This is a genomic window from Pseudomonas sp. URMO17WK12:I6, from assembly GCF_003253625.1.
Classification (GTDB): Bacteria; Pseudomonadota; Gammaproteobacteria; order Pseudomonadales; family Pseudomonadaceae; genus Aquipseudomonas.
This window is the reverse complement of sequence record NZ_QKYZ01000005.1, coordinates 1-19,261: the sequence shown is the minus strand read 5'-3', so window position 1 is coordinate 19,261 and position 19,261 is coordinate 1. Positions and strand designations below refer to the sequence as shown.

Sequence of the window (19,261 nt, the reverse complement as noted above, 5' to 3'; positions counted from 1 at the left end):
AGGGCTCGCTTCGCAGTCGCGCCGAACGCAGTCTTCGGCAGCTACTACATAAGCCCGTGTTGTTTTAGCGCCCATTCGACATGCTCGCGCACCAGTTCCGACGGATAGTCCCGCCGTGCCTTCAACGCTTCCAGCACCGGAATGCTCGACGGCGCATTGCCCAGGCCGACCGCCAGATTGCGCAACCAACGCTCGTAACCGGCCCGACGCAACGGTGAACCTTCGGTGCTGCTGAGGAATTTTTCTTCGTCCCACATGAACAGTTCGGCCAGTTCGGCGTTGTCCAGGTTGTGCCGGGGTTTGAAGTCGCTTTCCCCGGAAGGCCGGGCGAAGCGGTTCCATGGGCAGACAATCTGGCAGTCATCGCAACCGAACACCCGATTGCCGATCAGCGGTCGTAAATCTTCAGGAATCGCGCTTTTCAGTTCGATGGTCAGGTACGAAATGCAGCGACGGGCGTCCAGCACATAGGGGCCGACGAAGGCGTTGGTCGGGCAAATGTCCAGGCAGGCCGTGCAGCGACCGCAGTGCTCGGTGGCGTGGGGCGGGTCCACCGGCAGCGGCAGGTCGACGAACAATTCGCTGAGGAAGAAGTAACTGCCGGCCTTGCGATTCAAGACCAGCGTGTTTTTGCCGATCCAGCCCAGGCCAGCCTGTTCGGCGATGGCCTTTTCCAGCACTGGGGCGCTGTCGACGAAGGCGCGGTAGCCGAACGGGCCGATCACTGCCTGGATTTTTTCCGCCAGTTGTTGCACGCGTTTACGAATTAATTTGTGGTAATCGCGGCCCAAGGCATAACGCGAAACGTAGGCTTTTTCCGGTTGGGCCAGCCGTTGCGCCATGTGCGTGTCGCCCGGCAGGTAGTCCATGCGCAGGGAAACCACGCGCAGGGTGCCCGGCACCAGTTCTTCCGGGTGCGAGCGTTTGCTGCCATGGGCGCCCATGTAATCCATTTCGCCGTGATAGCCAGCGGCGAGCCAGCGCTCCAGGTGCTGCTCATGCTCGGCCAGATCGAGGCCGCTGATGCCGACTTGCTGAAAGCCCAGCTCGCGGCCCCAGTCCTTGATGGATTGGGCGAGGGCGGGCAGGTCTGTGGTAATAGCGGGCATGAGGCGAGAGAAACCGGAGCTGAGATGCGTATAATTCTGCCAGACATCGGAGCCTGAAGACGCATGCCGCACACTAAAGATGAATTACCCGACGCGCTGTATAGCGCCGCGCAAGTCCGAGGGCTCGATGCGAGCGTGATCGCGGCCGGTACACCGGGCTTCGAATTGATGCAGCGTGCGGCACGGGCGACCTGGCGTGCGCTGGTCCGCCATTGGCCGACCGGGCACGAATTGAGTGTGGTGGCCGGCCATGGCAATAACGCGGGCGACGGTTATCTGGTGGCCGTGCTGGCCCGACGTGCCGGCTGGCATGTGCGGGTGCTGGCCGCCGGTGACCCCGGGCGTTTGCAGGGCGATGCCGCGTCGGCGCATGCCGAGGCGGTGGCCGAAGGCGTGGCCATTCAAGGCTGGACCCCGCACTCCGAGTTGCGCGGCATTGTGCTGGATGCCTTGTTCGGCACCGGCCTGACCGGTGAAGTGCGCGAGCCGTTCGCCAGCGTCATCGCCGCGATCAATGCCAGTGGGCTCCCGGTTGCGGCGGTGGATATCCCCTCGGGGCTGTGCGCCGATACGGGTCGCCAGCTCGGCATTGCGGTTCGAGCAGACCTGACGGTGACGTTCATCGGTTTGAAGGTGGGGCTGTTCACCGGTGACGCGGCGGATGTGGTGGGCGATTTGGTATTCAACGATCTGCACGTCGCCCCCGAGACATTTATTGGGGCCGAGATCAGTGCGCGTCGCCTGACGGCCGGTAATGTGCCGCGTCTGACCGGCCGCGCTCCAACTGCCCACAAAGGCAAATTCGGTCACGTATTGCTCGTTGGCGGTGATCGCGGTTTTGGCGGCGCCATCCTGCTTAGTGCACAAAGTGCCCTGCGCAGCGGTGCCGGCATGGTGTCCGTGGCCACCCGCAGCGAGCATGTTCCGGCCGCCCTGGCGCGTTTGCCGGAAGCCATGGTGCTCGGTACGTCGTCGGCCAATCAATTGATGGGCTTGCTGGAGAAGGCCACGGTGCTGGTCGTCGGCCCGGGGCTGGGGCAGGCCGCCTGGGGGCGCAGCCTGTTGTCGGCTGCGGCCAACGCGTCGCAGCCACAAGTCTGGGATGCCGATGCATTGAACCTGTTGGCCGAAGGTGGCGTGAGCTTGCCCGCAGGTAGTGTCATCACGCCGCATCCGGGCGAAGCGGCACGATTGCTGGGGATATCGACAGCCGCCGTACTGACTGACCGCCCGGCCGCGGCCCATGCGTTGAGCAAAAAATATACAGCGGTGGTAGTGCTCAAGGGCGCTGGCAGTCTGATTGCCACTCCCGATGGGCGTCTGGCGCTGTGTCATCAGGGCCATCCGGCCATGGCGTCGGCCGGGTTGGGTGATGTGCTGGCCGGTCTGGTGGGCGCCTTGCTCGCTCAGGGCCTGGACGCGTACGACGCGGCCTGCCTGGCGGTCTGGCTGCACGCCAATGCCGGTGCGCAACAAGGTAAATTAGGCCGCGGGCTGGCGGCCAGTGATCTGATTCCAGCCATTCGTCAGTTGTTGGAGGAGCAAGCACCGTGTCTGAAGTAACCCTGTACCTGGCTGATGAGCAGGCCATGAGCGATTTTGGCGCACGTATCGCCAAAACCACCGGAGGGCACGGTCTGATCTTTCTTGAAGGGGATCTGGGCGCGGGGAAAACCACACTGTCCCGGGGCATCATCCGTGGCCTGGGGCATACCGGCGCGGTAAAAAGTCCGACCTTTACCCTGGTCGAGCCTTACGAGATCGGCGCCGTCCGCGCCTTCCATTTCGACTTATATCGATTGGTCGACCCCGAGGAGCTGGAGTACCTCGGCATCCGCGACTATTTCGATGACGACGCATTATGTCTTATTGAATGGCCCCAGAAGGGTGCAGGCTTTTTGCCAAAGCCCGACCTGACCATTACCATTAGCCCGCAAGACAGCGGGCGTTCGCTGAGAATTTTGCCCCAAGGCTCGCGTGGCGAGTCGTGGTGTGCCGTTTTGGCATTGGAATCCAAATAAATGATGGGGTTAGGTATGCGCTTTCGCGCGTTGGTTGCTGCCGTAGGGGTGTTGTTTTTGGCGGTGACCGTCGACGCTGTGGCCGAGACGAAGGTCAACAGTGTTCGCCTTTGGCGGGCGCCGGATAACACTCGACTGGTGTTCGACCTGACGGGGCCTGTCCAGCACAGCGTCTTTACCCTGACCGCACCGGATCGGCTGGTAATCGACATCAATGGCGCGACGCTCGGCTCGCCGCTGAACGTCTCCACGGCCAACACGCCGATCACGGCAATGCGTTCGGCTCAGCGTACGCCGACCGATTTGCGGGTAGTCATCGACCTGAAAAAAGCCGTCACGCCGAAAAGCTTCACCTTGGCGCCGAACGCCCAGTACGGCAATCGCCTGGTAGTCGACCTGTTCGACAACGCGGCCGATGCCTCGCCACCGCCTGCGCCAACACCGTCTGTGGCCACGGTACCCGCCGTACCCGTCACGCCGTCCGAGCCTTCGATCAAGCTGCCACCCGCACCGGCTGGCAAGCGCGATATTATCGTGGTGATCGATGCCGGTCACGGCGGCGAAGACCCGGGCGCCTCGGGCTCTCGCGGTCAGCGTGAGAAAGACGTGGTGCTGGCTATCGCCCGTGAACTGCAGCGTCAGGTCAATGGCATGAAAGGTTTCCGCGCCGAACTGACCCGTACCGGCGACTACTTCATTCCATTGCGCGGCCGTACCGAAATCGCCCGCAAGAAGGGCGCCGACCTGTTCGTTTCGATCCACGCCGACGCCGCGCCGTCAGCCGCAGCGTTCGGTGCGTCGGTGTTTGCCCTGTCTGACCGCGGCGCTACGTCGGAGACCGCCCGTTGGCTGGCCGACAGCGAAAACCGTTCCGACTTGATCGGCGGTGCCGGCAACGTCAGCCTCGACGACAAGGACCGGATGCTCGCCGGCGTGCTGCTCGACCTGTCGATGACCGCTTCCCTGACTTCCAGTCTGAACGTTGGCCAGAAAGTCTTGAGCAACATCGGTCGCGTCACGCCGCTGCACAAACAACGTGTCGAGCAAGCCGGGTTCATGGTGCTGAAGTCGCCGGACATCCCGTCGATCCTGGTGGAAACCGGGTTCATCTCCAACGCCAACGAAGCCTCGAAACTCGCGGCATCGAGCCACCAGCAGGCGCTGGCGCGCTCCATCAGCAGCGGCGTGCGGCAATTCTTCCAGCAGAACCCGCCGCCGGGCACCTACATTGCCTGGCTGCGCGATTCCGGCAAGATCGCCCAAGGCCCACGTGACCATCGCGTGAGCCCCGGTGAAACCCTGGCGATGATCGCCGTGCGTTATCAGGTGTCTGCGGCCACCTTGCGCAGTGCCAACAACTTGCAAAGTGACGAGCTGAAGATTGGTCAGACGTTGACCATTCCAGGCACTGAACTGGCGGCCAAAGAATGAACCAGGTGCTGACCAACACGGCGCGTATCGAGCTACTCAGTCCACGGCTGGCGAACCAGATTGCCGCTGGTGAAGTGGTTGAGCGCCCGGCCTCGGTGATCAAGGAGTTGCTGGAAAACAGCCTCGACTCCGGCGCCAAACGCATCGATGTCGATGTGGAGCAGGGCGGTGTCAAGCTGCTGCGGGTGCGCGACGATGGCAGTGGCATTTCCGCCGATGACCTGCCTTTGGCCCTGGCCCGTCACGCCACCAGCAAGATTCGCAACCTGGAAGACCTCGAACAGGTCATGAGCCTGGGGTTTCGTGGTGAGGCGCTGGCCTCCATCAGTTCCGTGGCGCGTCTGACCCTGACTTCCCGCACTCGCGACGCCGATCAAGCCTGGCAGGTGGAAACCGAAGGCCGGGACATGGCGGCTCGCGTGCAACCAGCGGCTCATCCGGTGGGCACTTCGGTGGAAGTGCGCGATTTGTTCTTCAATACCCCGGCGCGCCGCAAGTTTCTGAAGACCGAAAAAACCGAATTCGATCACCTGCAAGAAGTGATCAAGCGTCTGGCGCTGGCGCGGTTCGATGTGGCGTTCCATCTGCGCCATAACGGCAAAACCATCCTCAGCCTGCACGAGGCCCATGATGACGCGGCCCGCGCCCGGCGTGTGGCGGCGATCTGCGGGGCGGGCTTTCTGGAGCAGGCGCTGCCGATCGAAATCGAACGCAATGGCCTGCATTTGTGGGGTTGGGTCGGGTTGCCGACCTTCAACCGCAGCCAGGCGGATTTGCAGTATTTCTTTGTGAATGGCCGTGCCGTGCGCGACAAACTGGTGGCGCACGCAGTGCGCCAGGCTTATCGCGACGTATTGTTCAACGGTCGGCACCCGACATTCGTGCTGTTTTTCGAAGTCGATCCGGCGGGCGTCGACGTCAACGTGCACCCGACCAAGCACGAAGTACGCTTCCGTGACGGGCGCATGGTTCACGACTTCCTTTACGGCACTTTGCATCGCGCCTTGGGTGATGTGCGGCCGGAAGACCAGTTGGCCGCGCCTGTCGCGACAGCCATGGTCCGGCCAACCGGTATCGAAGCCGGCGAGTTCGGCCCGCAGGGCGAGATGCGTCTGGCGGCCAATGCGCTGCTGGAGCAGCCTCAGGCCCAGCCGTCCTTCAATACTTCGGCGGGCTCTGGCGCCGGTGCCGGTTATCAGTATCAATACACGCCGCGACCTCAGTCCGGCGTGCCCGTCGCCGAAGCCCAGGCGGCCTATCGCGAGTTTTTCGCGCCGTTGCCCGAGGCCAATGCGGTCGCGCTGCCGGCCGGGCAAGATGACATTCCGCCGCTGGGCTATGCACTGGCGCAGCTCAAGGGCATCTACATTCTTTCGGAAAACGCCCAAGGCCTGGTGCTGGTAGACATGCATGCCGCCCATGAGCGGATCATGTACGAACGGCTGAAAGTCGCCATGGCCAGCGAGGGGTTGAGCGGTCAGCCATTGCTGGTGCCGGAATCCCTGGCGGTCAGCCAGCGCGAAGCCGACTGCGCCGAAGAAACCGTCGCCTGGTTCCAGCGTCTGGGTTTTGAATTGCAGCGCCTTGGCCCGGAAACCCTGGCCATCCGGCAAATCCCTGCGTTGCTGAAACAGGCCGAGGCCAACCGACTGGTTAGCGATGTGCTGGCGGATTTGATGGAATACGGCACCAGCGACCGGATTCAGGCGCACCTGAACGAACTGCTCGGCACCATGGCCTGCCACGGCGCGATTCGCGCGAATCGGCGCCTGGCCTTGCCGGAAATGAACGGCCTGCTGCGGGACATGGAAAACACCGAGCGCAGCGGTCAATGTAACCATGGCCGACCGACCTGGACCCAACTGGGCCTGGACGATCTGGACAAACTGTTCTTGCGCGGTCGTTGATGAGCCAGTTCCCTCCCGCGATTTTCCTGATGGGGCCGACGGCCGCCGGCAAGACCGACCTGGCCATCGAACTCACCAAGGTCCTGCCCTGCGAGCTGATCAGTGTCGATTCGGCGCTGGTTTATCGCGGCATGGACATCGGCACCGCCAAACCCTCCAAAGAGATCCTGGCCGAATTCCCGCATCGTCTGATCGACATTCTCGACCCGGCCGAGAGTTATTCCGCCGCGGATTTCCGTCGCGATGCGTTGCAAGCCATGGGCGAGATCACCGCGCGGGGCAATATTCCGCTGCTGGTGGGCGGCACAATGCTCTATTACAAGGCTTTGCTCGAAGGTCTGGCCGACATGCCGGCGGCCGATGCGGACGTTCGTGCGCAAATCGAAGAAGAGGCTGCACGCCTTGGCTGGCAAGCCCTGCACGATCAATTGGCGGTGATTGATCCGCAATCCGCGGCGCGAATTCACCCGAACGATCCGCAGCGCCTTAGTCGTGCACTGGAAGTTTATCGCGTCAGCGGCCTGAGCATGACTGAGCTACGCTTGCGACAATCTGCGCAAAGTACTGAAGCAGCCGCTTCGGGACTGCAACAATTGCCCTATACTGTCGCGAACTTGGCCATCGCTCCGGCAAATCGCCAGGTACTGCACGAGCGCATTAAACAAAGATTCACAAATATGTTGGAACAGGGATTCGTCGACGAGGTCGTAGCCCTGCGAGATAGAGGTGACTTGCATTCCGGGTTGCCGTCTATACGTGCAGTAGGTTATCGACAAGTCTGGGATTACCTGGATGGCAAGCTGACGCAAGCCGAGATGCAGGAGCGTGGAATCATTGCCACGCGCCAATTGGCGAAGCGCCAGTTCACCTGGCTGCGCAGTTGGGCTGATTTACACTGGTTGGACAGCCTCGATTGCGACAATCTGCCGCGCGCCTTGAAATACCTCGGGACCATCTCCATATTGAGCTGAGTCCTTGCAATTGCCGTCTATCCTTGGGGGTGTGACGGCCCCAAGCCATCTGTTTACCTATTTTTTATATTGAATCCTTAAAGGAGTGCGGCACATGTCAAAAGGGCATTCGCTACAAGACCCTTACTTGAATACTTTACGTAAAGAGAAAGTGGGGGTTTCCATCTACCTGGTCAACGGGATCAAACTGCAAGGCACGATCGAGTCTTTCGACCAGTTCGTTATCCTGCTGAAAAACACCGTCAGCCAGATGGTTTACAAACACGCTATCTCTACAGTGGTGCCAGTTCGTCCAATTCGTCTGCCTAGCGCAACCGAATCCGAAGCAGGCGACGCTGAGCCAGGTAACGCCTGATAGGAGTCTCCTTTGTTCTTTGAGCGCCACGGTGGTGGTGAGCGGGCAATTCTCGTTCACTTGGATGGTCAGGACCCTGAGGCGCGCGAAGATCCGCAGGAGTTTCAGGAGTTGGCAATTTCGGCTGGTGCCGAGACCGTCGCGTTTTTTAACGTGCCGCGTCATCGGCCAACCGCCAAAACCCTGATCAGCAGCGGCAAGGTCGAAGAGTTACGCGACCTGGTCAAAGCCGAACAGGTCGATCTGGTGATTTTCAATCACATCCTCACGCCCAGTCAGGAACGTAACCTCGAACGTATTTTCGAGTGTCGCGTGATCGATCGCACGGGTCTGATTCTCGATATCTTCGCCCAACGCGCCCGCACCCATGAAGGCAAGCTCCAGGTCGAACTGGCCCAGCTTGAGTACATGAGTACGCGTCTGGTTCGCGGCTGGACTCACCTTGAGCGGCAGAAGGGCGGTATCGGCCTGCGCGGGCCGGGTGAAACCCAGCTGGAAACCGACCGGCGCCTGTTGCGGATTCGTCTGCGTCAGATCAAGGGGCGCCTGGAAAAGGTCCGCAGCCAGCGCGAGCAGTCTCGTCGCGGGCGCAAGCGTGCTGACATTCCGACGGTTTCACTGGTGGGTTATACCAACGCCGGCAAATCGACGCTGTTCAACTCGGTCACCGATTCCGACGTCTTTGCCGCCAACCAGCTATTCGCGACCCTCGACCCGACCTTGCGCCGACTCGAGCTCGAGGACCTCGGGCCGATCGTGCTGGCCGACACCGTGGGCTTCATTCGTCACCTGCCGCACAAACTGGTCGAGGCATTTCGAGCTACGCTCGAAGAGTCGAGCAACTCCGACCTGCTGCTGCACGTGATCGATGCGCACGAGCCTGATCGTATGGCCCAGATCGAACAGGTCATGGTGGTGCTCGGGGAGATCGGGGCACAAGACTTGCCGATCCTTGAGGTATACAACAAACTCGATTTGCTCGAGGGGGTTGAGCCGCAGATCCAGCGCGATGCCGATGGCAAGCCGCAGCGGGTCTGGTTGTCGGCCAAGGACGGTACCGGCCTGGACTTGCTCAAGCAGGCAGTGGCGGAACTGTTGGGCAGCGATTTGTTTGTTGGCACCTTGCGCTTGCCGCAACGTTTTGCTCGACTGCGTGCGCAGTTTTTCGAACTCGGTGCGGTGCAAAAAGAAGAACACGACGAAGAAGGCATCAGCCTGCTGGCCGTTCGCTTGCCACGGATCGAATTGAATCGACTCGTGAGCCGCGAAGGTCTGCAACCGATGGAATTCATCGAGCAACACACTTTGCAATAAAAGCCTGAGAAAGCGGTTGTGCCGCGGTGACAGGCATTCTGTAGCATTGGTCGGCGCGCCGTGGGTGCGTCTTTGCTTTATCAGATGGAGAGCGCTATGGCTTGGAATGAGCCGGGTGGCAACTCGAATAATCAGGATCCTTGGGGTGGCAAGCGCCGCAATAACGGCGACCGCAAGGGACCACCGGATCTCGACGAGGCCTTCCGAAAGCTGCAGGAAAGCCTGAACGGGTTGTTCGGTGGTGGCAAGAAACGCGGTGATGAGGGTGGTGGTCCGGGCAAGAGTGGCGGCTTTGGTGGCCTGCTCGGCATCGGTCTGACCGTGCTCGCAGCCGTGTGGCTGTACAGCGCTGTCTACGTGGTCGACGAGCAGGAGCAGGCCGTGGTGCTGCGCTTCGGCAAATACTATGAAACCGTCGGCCCGGGCCTGAACATCTATTTCCCGCCGATCGATCGTAAGTACCTGGAAAACGTCACGCGTGAGCGTGCCTATACCAAGCAGGGTCAAATGCTGACTGAAGACGAAAACATCGTCGAAGTGCCGCTGACCGTGCAGTACAAGATCAGCAACCTGCAGGACTTCGTGCTGAACGTCGATCAGCCGGAAACCAGCCTGCAGCATGCGACCGACAGTGCCTTGCGCCACGTGGTGGGTTCTACCGCCATGGACCAGGTGCTGACCGAAGGTCGTGAATTGATGGCCAGCGAAATCAAGGAGCGTCTGCAACGTTTCCTCGATACCTATCGCACCGGTATTACCGTCACTCAGGTCAACGTACAGAGCGCTGCTGCACCGCGTGAAGTCCAGGAAGCCTTCGATGACGTGATCCGCGCCCGTGAAGACGAGCAGCGTTCGCGTAACCAGGCTGAAACCTACGCCAACGGCGTCGTGCCGGAAGCCCGTGGTCAGGCCCAGCGCATCCTCGAGGATGCCAACGGTTACCGCGACGAGACCGTCTCCCGCGCCAAGGGTGAGGCTGACCGCTTCACCAAACTGGTGGCCGAGTACCGCAAGGCGCCTGAAGTTACCCGTCAGCGTCTGTACCTGGACACCATGCAGGAAATCTTCAGCAACACCAGCAAGGTTCTCGTGACCGGCAACAAGAATGGCCAGAGCAATCTGCTGTATCTGCCGCTGGACAAGATGGTCGAGGATGGCCGCCGCACCAGCACTCCGGTGACCGGCGCAGCAGCCAGCAGCAATGAAGTGAATGTGCGTGCGGCGGCTGATCTGCAGCAACAGCAGGCACGTACCAGGGAGAGTCGCTGATGAGCAATAAATCGCTGATCGCCCTTATTGTCGGCGTCGTCGTGGCGATCGTTGCCTGGAACTGCTTCTACATCGTGGCTCAGACCGAGCGCGCGGTGTTGCTGCAGTTCGGTCGCGTGGTCCAGGCCGATGTTCAGCCAGGCCTGCATGTGAAAGTGCCTTACGTTAACAAGGTGCGCATATTCGATGCGCGCCTGATGACGCTGGATGCACCGACACAGCGCTTCCTGACGCTGGAAAAGAAAGCCGTGATGGTCGATGCCTACGCCAAGTGGCGCGTGAAAGATGCCGAGCGCTTCTACACCGCGACTTCCGGCCTCAAGCAGATTGCCGACGAGCGTCTGTCCCGTCGTCTGGAGTCGGGCCTGCGTGACCAGTTCGGTAAACGCACCCTGCACGAAGTGGTATCCGGTGAGCGTGATGCGCTGATGGCAGACATCACCGCTTCGCTGAACAAAATGGCGGAAAAAGAGCTGGGCATTGAAGTTGTCGATGTCCGGGTCAAGGCCATCGACCTGCCGAAGGAAGTGAACCGCAGCGTGTTCGAGCGTATGAGCACCGAGCGTGAGCGTGAAGCTCGCGAGCACCGCGCCAAGGGTAACGAGCTGGCCGAAGGCATCCGTGCCGACGCCGACCGTCAACGCCGCGTGCTGCTGGCTGAAGCCTATCGTGAATCCGAAGAGGTTCGCGGTGATGGTGATGCCCAGGCTGCTGCGATCTACTCCAAGGCATACGGCCAGGATCAGGAGTTCTACGCGTTCTACCGTAGCCTGCGTGCCTACCGTGAAAGCTTCGCGAACAAATCCGACGTCATGGTCCTGGACCCGAGCAGTGACTTCTTCCGTTACCTGGAAAAAGCCAAGCCTTGATACGACGTTGACCTGAATCATCCCCCCGCCTGGCGGCTAAAGCCTCGGGCGGGGTGATCCTTTGGGAAAACGTGTGTATGATGCGGCAGCCGGGAAATTCCCGGCTTTTTTGCGTCTGCACGTTTGATTGCTGTTTTTATGCAGGCGCCCGAGTTGAATGACTCGACAGGTTTTTCGAGGAAAGTGGTTGGCGAAGCCGATTCCAGGCTTTTCGCCACGTTGTTCATGCGCGGGGTTTATGCACATGAGCCGATCATTTTCTGCTTCACTCAAGGCTCGCCCAAAGGCTTGCTGCCCGGATCATAGGGGAATGGCGTAATGGCAACGGTAGACCGCTGGCTGCTGCCAGATGGCATCGAAGAAGTACTGCCACCGGAGGCTGCGCGCATCGAAGTTGCGCGTCGCCAGGTGTTGGATCTGTTCCAGAGCTGGGGTTACGAGTTTGTCGTGACTCCCCATATCGAGTACCTGGAATCCCTGCTGACCGGCGCAGGCCAGGACCTCGATCTGCGCACCTTCAAGGTCATCGACCCGCAGTCGGGCCGGCAGATGGGTTTCCGTGCCGACATCACGCCGCAAGTGGCGCGCATCGATGCGCACACCCTGCGTCGCGAAGGCCCGAGCCGTCTGTGCTATGCCGGTAGCGTGCTGCATGCTCAGCCACGTGCGTTGTCGTCCTCGCGCAGCCCGATTCAACTGGGCGCCGAGTTGTACGGCGATGCCAGCCCGAGCAGCGACGTGGAAGTCATCAGCCTGATGCTGGCCATGCTGCAACTGGCCGATGTGCCGGATGTGCACATGGACCTCGGGCATGTCGGCATCTACCGCGGCCTGGCCCGCGCCGCCGGTTTGTCCGGCGAAGTCGAGCAACAGTTGTTCGATGCATTGCAACGTAAAGCCATCGACGAGGTCATTACCTTGACCGAAGGCCTGCCTGCCGATCTGTCGGGCATGCTGCGAGCGCTGGTCGACCTGTGTGGCGGTCGTGAAGTGTTGAGCGCTGCCCGCGAGCGTCTGGCCAATGCGCCGGCGCCTGTTCTGGCGGCCCTGGACGATTTGCTGGCGATTGCCGAGCGTCTGTCCACGCGTTTCCCGGAGTTACCGCTGTACTTCGACCTGGGCGAATTGCGCGGCTACCACTACCACACCGGTGTGGTGTTCGCCGTGTTCGTGCCGGGTGTTGGCCAGTCCATCGCTCAGGGCGGTCGTTACGACGATATCGGTGCCGACTTCGGTCGCGCCCGTCCGGCGACAGGCTTCTCCACCGATTTGAAAACCCTGGTGACCCTGGGGCGTGCTGAGATCGAGCTACCGTCTGGCGGTATCTGGATGCCTGACAGTACGGATGCAGCACTCTGGCAGCAGGTTTGCCAGTTGCGCAGTGAGGGTCAGCGTGTCGTTCAGGCATTGCCTGGGCAACCTTTGGCCGCCGCCCGTGAAGCGGACTGCGACCGGCAATTGATTCAGCAGAACGGGCTTTGGCAAGTATCGCCACTGGCTTCTTGAGTTTTCCTGCCGGCCGCCGCCGGCACCAAGTTTGCGCGAATGAGGACAAGTGTTATGGGTAAGAATGTCGTAGTCCTGGGCACCCAATGGGGTGATGAGGGCAAAGGCAAGATCGTTGATCTGCTGACCGAACATGCTGCCGCCGTAGTGCGCTACCAAGGTGGCCACAACGCTGGTCACACTCTGGTGATCGACGGCGAAAAAACCGTCTTGCACCTGATCCCGTCTGGCGTGCTGCGCGAAGGCGTGCAGTGCCTGATCGGTAACGGCGTGGTGGTTGCACCCGACGCCCTGCTGCGGGAAATCAACAAGCTGGAAGAGAAAGGCGTACCGGTGCGCGAGCGCCTGCGTATCAGCCCGTCCTGCCCGCTGATCCTGTCCTACCACGTAGCACTGGACCAGGCCCGTGAAAAGGCCCGTGGCGAGCTGAAGATCGGCACCACCGGTCGCGGCATCGGCCCGGCTTACGAAGACAAGGTTGCCCGTCGCGGTCTGCGCATCGGTGATCTGTTCCATCGTGAGCGTTTCGCCGCCAAGCTGGGCGAGTTGCTGGATTACCACAACTTCGTACTGGTCAATTACTACAAAGAGCCAGCGATCGACTTCCAGAAGACACTCGACGAGTGCATGGAATACGCCGAGCTGCTCAAGCCGATGATGCTCGACGTCACCGCAGAGCTGCACAACCTGCGTCGTGCCGGCAAGGACATCATGTTCGAAGGCGCCCAGGGCTCACTGCTGGACATCGACCACGGCACCTACCCGTACGTCACCAGCTCCAACACCACCGCTGGCGGCATCGCCACCGGTTCGGGTGTTGGTCCGATGTTCCTGGACTACATCCTCGGCATCACCAAGGCTTACACCACGCGCGTCGGCTCCGGTCCGTTCCCGACTGAGCTGTTCGACGACGTTGGTGCGTTCCTGGCCAAGCGTGGCCACGAGTTCGGCGCCACCACTGGCCGTGCCCGTCGTTGCGGCTGGTTCGATGCCGTGATCCTGCGTCGCGCTATCGATGTGAACAGCATCTCGGGCCTGTGCCTGACCAAGCTGGACGTGCTGGACGGCCTGGAAACCATCAACATCTGCGTAGGCTACAAGAACGAAGATGGTGCAGTGATCGACGCACCGACCGACGCCGACAGCTACATCGGCCTGGAGCCGGTGTACGAGCAGATGCCGGGCTGGAGCGAGTCGACCCTGGGTGCCAAGACCCTGGAGGAGCTGCCTCAGGCTGCGCGCAACTACATCAAGCGCATCGAAGAGTTGGTCGGCGCGCCGATCGACATTATTTCGACGGGCCCGGACCGCAACGAAACTATCGTTCTGCGTCACCCGTTCGCTTAATAAGTCGTTGATGTAAAACACAAAGGCCCCTTAATCGGGGCCTTTGTCGTTTATGCCTGTTGGACGGCATGACCTTTGCTGTGAATATTGCCTTCAGAATGCCATCAATTTAATGGCGTTAGAGTAGAGGGATTTCCTGTGTCGGCCGTTCTCTCACTGTTACAAAGCCGTTTGTTGCGGCCCGTGTTCGTTACCCTTGGTATCGCCCTTTTGGTGCAGGTGCTGGTGGCTGTCGCTCTGACCCGGAGCACGGTGACTGCGCTGGAAACCGATCTGGGCGTGCGCTTGGGCTCCGATAGCCAAAAGCTCTCCGGTGAGCTGGAGCAGGCGGGGCGTGAAGTCACGTCGAGCCTGGATAACCTGTCCAGCAATACCCGTCAGCGCCTGACCGCTGGGCTGTCTTCACGTTTGAAAGACGAGCAGGCTCAACTGCGTACGACGCTGGAGAAGGACCTGAAGGACTCGGCCAATGACATGGCGCAACTTCTGGCGTCGGTCGCACCCCGCGCCATGTGGGACAGCGACATTCCCACCCTGTCCGAATTCGCTCGCCGCGCCCAGCGCAATCCCAACGTGTTGTTCGTGGTCTATGACGACGCCACGGGCCAGCACCTGACGCGCTATCTCAACCGGGAGAACGCGATCAACAAGGCGCTTCTGGAGAAAGGCCAGGGCGAGCGGGCGTTGGACAAGGTGCTGGACGCAGCGAAGAGCGATCCGTCGGTCTACTACCTCGAAGCCTCGATCAGTCCCAATGGCGTGGAAATCGGCAAAGTCTTGATGGGGGTCTCAACTGCCTCTGTGGAAACCGATCTGGCGGCGCTGGATAAGCGCTTCTCGGCGCTGATCGCCAGCAGCGATCAATTGGTGGGTGACAGCCTCAAAGGTGCGGCGGCCGACAGCGCAACGGCGATGCGCGGACGTCTGCAATCGGCGCAGTCCACTGCTTCTGAAATGAAAGCCAACACCACGGGCGCTGTACAGGAAGCCGCAGGGGCTTTGCGCTGGCGCATCGGCATGGGCCTGGCGGTGGTGGGTTTCGGTGTGCTGCTGTTACTGGCGGTGGTGCTGGGGCGTCGAGTGGTCAATCGCCTGAAAATGCTCATTGTCGCGATGGATGACTTGGCGGCAGGCGAGGGCGACCTGACCAAGCGCGTGCAGATCAACAGCCAGGACGAGATCGGCGACATGGCCTCGGCGGTCAATCGCTTTGTGGATAAATTACAGCCGATCGTGCGTGAGGCGGGTGATGTGGCCCAGCGTACCGGTGTGGAAATCGGCGCCATGACTTTGCGTAATGCTGGTGCCGATGCGGCGGCTGGCATGCAGCGCGATGAAGTGGCCGAAAGCCTGCGCGCGTTGTCGCAAATGGCTGACGAGGCCCAGTCTGAAAGCCACGCCATGCAGGCCGCTTTGCAGCAGGTGGTGGGCATTCGTCAGGCCACGGATGAGAACACCCGGACTTCGGCGAAGGTCGGTAGTCTCATCGAGGCATTGGCCGGACAGGTCGACACCGGCGCGAAAGTCATCGAGCGCCTGGCGCAACAGAGTGAGCAGATTGAAGTGGTGCTGACGGTGATTCACGGAATCGCCGAACAAACCAACTTGCTGGCACTGAATGCGGCGATTGAAGCGGCGCGTGCCGGCGAGACCGGTCGCGGGTTTGCTGTGGTGGCGGACGAGGTGCGGGCTCTGGCGAGCAAGACCCAGAGCTCCACCGGTGACATTCAGGCGCACATCGTTGCACTGCAGCAGGGCGCGCGTGAGGCCGTCGCGGCAATCGGGCAGGCTGGGCGTCAGGCCAGCGAAGGTCTGCTGGTGTTGCGCGATAGCGCGCGGTTGCAACAGTCGGTGCAGGCGTCGGTCGAGCAGGTGCATGCGGCGATCGGCCTGGCGACCCAGGCCGCGGCGCATCAGGCGCAAGGTGCGCAGGCTGTGCGTGGGCGGGTTGAGACCATCCATGCTCAAGCTGAGAAAGCAGCTCAGGCGGTGGTGGAGACCACGGCCAGCGGCAAGGTGCTGGATGGGTTGGCGGCGCAGCTGAAGGCGAGCCTGGGGCAGTTCAGGGCTTAGGTTTCTCGTTCGCAGGTCTGGTGCCTTCGCGGGCAAGCCTCGCTCCTACAAGGGCTACGTAATCCTTGTAGGAGCGAGGCTTGCCCGCGAAGCTTTTCAACGACTCAAATACATCCGCGTCGTCAGCAGATACACAGGCAACCCCGACACCACAATCAACAACGCCGCATAAGGCGCCGCCGCCGCGAACTCCACATTCGCGGTATGCGCCCAGACTTCCGTCGCCAGCGTATTGAGCCCGGTCGGGCTCAGCAGCAGCGTCGCCGTCAGTTCCTTCATCGCATCCAGAAACACCAGCGCAAACGCTGCGCCCAGGGCGGGAAAGATGATGGGCAGGGTCACCCGACAAAACGCGCTGAAAGACGACGCCCCCAGCGTGCGTGCGGCCTCTTCCAGTTGCGGCGCAGCCTTGTTCAGGGCTGTACGAATCGGTGCCTGCGCCAGTGGCAGAAACAACAGCGCATAGGCAATCAGCAGCAACGCCGAGGTCTGGTACAGCACTGGCACATAATGCAGGGCGAAATACACCAGGGTCAGCGCAATCACCAATCCCGGCAGTGCATGCAGCAGATACGGCAAGCGCTCGGCCCAGATTGCCAGTCGGCCTTTATGGCGCACCACCAGCAACCCCACCGGCACCGCCAGCACCAGGCACAGCGCAGCGCCGCCGAGCGACAGCGCCAGCGACGAGAGCAATGCCTCGCTGATCGCGGCCACCGGGAACGCTGCCGACGAACCCACCATCAACCAGTACGCCAGCATTCCCAGTGGAATGCCGCTGCCGATGATCGCCAGCAGCAAGCAGTAAAGTTGTCCCACAGCCGTCCACGGCCCGAGGCGAACCTGCTCCGCATGCCGCGCAGCGCCCTGGCCGGTGCGTACGTGACGGCCTTTGCCGCGCACGCGTAACTCAAGCCATAGCAGCACCAGGCACAGCGCCAGCAACACCGCAGAAAGCATCGCTGCATTGGCGTTGCTGAATTCCAGTTCGAACTGCTGATAGATCGCCGTGGTAAAGGTTTGCAGGCCGATGATCGACAGCGCGCCGAACTCCACCAGCATGTGCAGCGCAATCAACAGTGAACCGGCCAGCAGTGATGGCCAGAGCAGGGGCAGGGTGATTTTGAAGAATACACCCCAACGATTCTGCCCCAGGGTGCGGGCAGACTCTTCAAGAGAGGGGTCGAGATTGCGCAGCGTTGCCGCGACCGGCAGAAAGATCAGCGGGTACTTGGACAGCGTCATCACCAGAATCGCCCCGCCCAGCCCTTCGAAGTGAGCACTCAGGGAAACCCAGGTGAAGCTGCTGACAAATGCCGGCACCGCGAACGGCAGGCACAGGATCACGCCCCATAACCGCCGTCCCGGCAGATTGCTGCGCTCCAGCAGCCAGGCGAGTGACAAGCCAATCACACCGCAGGCCAATGTGACGCCCAGCATCAGCGCCAGGGTATTGCGCAGCAGGCCAAACACGTAGGGCCGCCACAGCAGATGCAGTGCCTCGGCCCAGCCGGCTTGCCAGGTTTTGAGGCCGACATAGGCCAGCGGCAACAGGCTGAGTACCACCAGCAGCAGAACCGGTAGCAGTAGCCAGATCGACGGCCGCTTGCGCCTTGGCATGTAACCCCCATGCGAAGCGGGGGCGGATAACGAGGCGCTCATCAGTTCAAGCCAACGTCACGTTCCAGGTCCAGGGCTTCTTCGGCGTTGCCGAGATCGGCTGGCGTGACGTTCGGCGCTTGCAGTTCGCTGAACGGCTTGAGACCGCGATCCGATTCCATGCCCTTGTGCAGTGGGTATTCAGCGGTGGTCTGGGTGATCACGCGCTGACCTTCTTCGCTGGCCATGTAGGCGAGCAATTGCTGGGCTTCTTTTGGATGTTTGCTGGATTTCAGTACGCCAGCGCTGGAAACGGTGATCAGTCCGCCGACGTCGCCACCGGTGAAGTAATGCAGTTTCGAATCGAGTTGGCCTTTTTCACGCTGCAAGGCGAACCAGTAATAGTTGTTCACCAGCACGGTGGCGACTTCGCCATTTTCCACGGCTTTCAGTGCAACCATGTTGTTGCTGTAGGTTTTGCCGAACGCACGCAGGCCGGTCAGCCATTCTTCGGCGGCGTCCATCCCGTGGACCTTGATAATCGCCACGGCCTGTTCCTGGAAGGCGCCGCTGCTAGGCACGAAGCCGACCTTGCCTTGCCATTTTGGATCGGAGAATTCCATCACGGACTTGGGCAGGTCTTTTTCGTCGATCAGTTTAGGGTTGAAGGCGACGACCCGGACCCGCGCGGTGATGCCGATCCAGGTGCCGTTGCCGGCAACGTAGTCCTTGGGCAGAACTTCAAGTGTGGCGGCATCGGCTTTCGCCAGCAGGCCTTGTTCGCCGAGCTTGTTCAGCGGTGGCGATTCTTCGGTGTAGATCACATCGGCGGGGGAGCGATCGCCTTCTTCGGCGATCTGGCTGGCGAGCTGGTTGCTGCTGCCCTTGCGCACATTGACGTGAATCCCGGTCTTGGCTTCGAAGGCTTTGGCGACGGCGTCGCCGACTTCCTTGTGTTGACCGTTATAGAGTGTCAGGGAAACCGGATCGGCGGCTTGGGTGAGGGGCGTGGCGAGTGTCAGGCCGAGGAGGGTGATGGTCAGGCCGCGGCGCAGGGTATTTCGAAGCATCATTCGCAGGGTTCCTCACTGTCGCATTGCAAAAACTTGAAGCAATGATAAACGATATTGCTTCTCAAGTGCGCCTTGCAGGGCGGGTGAGGGTTTTGCTAGAGGGGCTGGTGCGGATCTTTGTGGCGAGGGAGCTTGCTCCCGTTCGGCTGCGGAGCAGTCGCAAAACCGGGCAATAAGGTTTGACTGAAAGAATGAGGGGGCCGCTTCGCAGCCCAGCGGGAGCAAGCTCCCTCGCCACAAAGGGCGGCTATGGCTTCAAAGGCCAGAAATGCAAAAACCCGCTTTCGCGGGTTTTTGTGAAATTCAAGATCGTGACCTTGAATTTGAATTGGTGCCCAGAAGAAGACTCGAACTTCCACGACCTTGCGGTCACCAGCACCTGAAGCTGGCGTGTCTACCAATTTCACCATCTGGGCA

The 19,261-nt window shown here is 61.0% G+C and carries 15 protein-coding genes and 1 tRNA gene; 12 read left to right on the top strand and 4 right to left on the bottom strand.

The annotated features are described in order from the left end of the window. Nucleotides 1-44: 44 nt before the first annotated feature. Nucleotides 45-1,109 carry a tRNA epoxyqueuosine(34) reductase QueG gene (gene queG / locus F475_RS10630; RefSeq protein WP_086944082.1) on the bottom strand — a complete coding sequence of 355 codons (1,065 nt, stop codon included), beginning with the start codon at nucleotides 1,107-1,109 and terminating at the stop codon, nucleotides 45-47. 63 nt (nucleotides 1,110-1,172) lie between these two features. Here queG and F475_RS10625 point away from each other — a divergent pair, with 63 nt between their 5' ends. The 12 genes from F475_RS10625 (at nucleotide 1,173) to F475_RS10570 (ending at nucleotide 16,172) form a co-directional block, all read left to right on the top strand. Continuing rightward, on the top strand, nucleotides 1,173-2,672 hold the full coding sequence (locus tag F475_RS10625) for an NAD(P)H-hydrate dehydratase (RefSeq protein ID WP_111453889.1): 1,500 nt from the start codon (nucleotides 1,173-1,175) through the stop codon (nucleotides 2,670-2,672). Then, nucleotides 2,660-3,130, top strand: a complete 471-nt coding sequence (gene tsaE / locus F475_RS10620) for a tRNA (adenosine(37)-N6)-threonylcarbamoyltransferase complex ATPase subunit type 1 TsaE (protein ID WP_018928505.1) — start codon at nucleotides 2,660-2,662, stop codon at nucleotides 3,128-3,130. The genes F475_RS10625 and tsaE overlap by 13 nt, the downstream gene beginning before the upstream one ends. Then, entirely contained in the window at nucleotides 3,131-4,561 is a 1,431-nt protein-coding gene (locus F475_RS10615; RefSeq protein ID WP_064616019.1) for an N-acetylmuramoyl-L-alanine amidase, read from the top strand. Continuing rightward, nucleotides 4,558-6,468 carry a DNA mismatch repair endonuclease MutL gene (mutL, locus tag F475_RS10610; protein ID WP_111453888.1) on the top strand — a complete coding sequence of 637 codons (1,911 nt, stop codon included), beginning with the start codon at nucleotides 4,558-4,560 and terminating at the stop codon, nucleotides 6,466-6,468. The genes F475_RS10615 and mutL overlap by 4 nt, the downstream gene beginning before the upstream one ends. Next, nucleotides 6,468-7,439, top strand: a complete 972-nt coding sequence (gene miaA, locus F475_RS10605; protein ID WP_111453887.1) for a tRNA (adenosine(37)-N6)-dimethylallyltransferase MiaA — start codon at nucleotides 6,468-6,470, stop codon at nucleotides 7,437-7,439. The genes mutL and miaA overlap by 1 nt, the downstream gene beginning before the upstream one ends. 94 nt (nucleotides 7,440-7,533) lie before the next feature. Further along, nucleotides 7,534-7,794, top strand: a complete 261-nt coding sequence (gene hfq / locus F475_RS10600) for an RNA chaperone Hfq (RefSeq protein WP_007902656.1) — start codon at nucleotides 7,534-7,536, stop codon at nucleotides 7,792-7,794. A 12-nt stretch (nucleotides 7,795-7,806) separates the two neighbouring features. Further along, nucleotides 7,807-9,108 (top strand): ribosome rescue GTPase HflX, encoded by a 1,302-nt coding sequence (gene hflX / locus F475_RS10595; protein WP_007939591.1) that lies wholly within the window; start codon nucleotides 7,807-7,809, stop codon nucleotides 9,106-9,108. A 96-nt stretch (nucleotides 9,109-9,204) separates the two neighbouring features. After that, nucleotides 9,205-10,377 carry an FtsH protease activity modulator HflK gene (gene hflK, locus F475_RS10590; protein ID WP_018928501.1) on the top strand — a complete coding sequence of 391 codons (1,173 nt, stop codon included), beginning with the start codon at nucleotides 9,205-9,207 and terminating at the stop codon, nucleotides 10,375-10,377. After that, complete coding sequence (hflC, locus tag F475_RS10585) at nucleotides 10,377-11,246, top strand: protease modulator HflC (RefSeq protein WP_007939589.1); 870 nt, start codon at nucleotides 10,377-10,379, stop codon at nucleotides 11,244-11,246. The genes hflK and hflC overlap by 1 nt, the downstream gene beginning before the upstream one ends. Before the next feature lie 318 nt (nucleotides 11,247-11,564). Beyond that, on the top strand, nucleotides 11,565-12,752 hold the full coding sequence (locus F475_RS10580) for an ATP phosphoribosyltransferase regulatory subunit (RefSeq protein ID WP_007939588.1): 1,188 nt from the start codon (nucleotides 11,565-11,567) through the stop codon (nucleotides 12,750-12,752). Nucleotides 12,753-12,806: 54 nt separating this feature from the next. Then, nucleotides 12,807-14,099, top strand: coding sequence for an adenylosuccinate synthase (locus F475_RS10575; protein WP_018928499.1), 1,293 nt, complete (start codon nucleotides 12,807-12,809; stop codon nucleotides 14,097-14,099). 138 nt (nucleotides 14,100-14,237) lie between these two features. Further along, on the top strand, nucleotides 14,238-16,172 hold the full coding sequence (locus tag F475_RS10570; protein ID WP_064616021.1) for a methyl-accepting chemotaxis protein: 1,935 nt from the start codon (nucleotides 14,238-14,240) through the stop codon (nucleotides 16,170-16,172). Nucleotides 16,173-16,268: 96 nt separating this feature from the next. Here the strand turns inward: F475_RS10570 and F475_RS10565 are convergent, their stop codons facing one another. The 3 genes from F475_RS10565 to F475_RS10555 all read right to left on the bottom strand — a co-directional run bounded on the left by F475_RS10565 (nucleotide 16,269) and on the right by F475_RS10555 (nucleotide 19,260). After that, a complete protein-coding gene (locus tag F475_RS10565; protein ID WP_111453886.1) occupies nucleotides 16,269-17,834 on the bottom strand; it encodes an iron ABC transporter permease in 1,566 nt (521 codons plus the stop codon). After that, entirely contained in the window at nucleotides 17,834-18,844 is a 1,011-nt protein-coding gene (locus F475_RS10560) for an extracellular solute-binding protein (RefSeq protein ID WP_111453885.1), read from the bottom strand. The genes F475_RS10565 and F475_RS10560 overlap by 1 nt, the downstream gene beginning before the upstream one ends. A gap of 329 nt (nucleotides 18,845-19,173) precedes the next feature. Beyond that, a tRNA-Leu gene (locus F475_RS10555) sits at nucleotides 19,174-19,260 on the bottom strand. Between the last annotated feature and the right edge of the window lies 1 nt (nucleotide 19,261).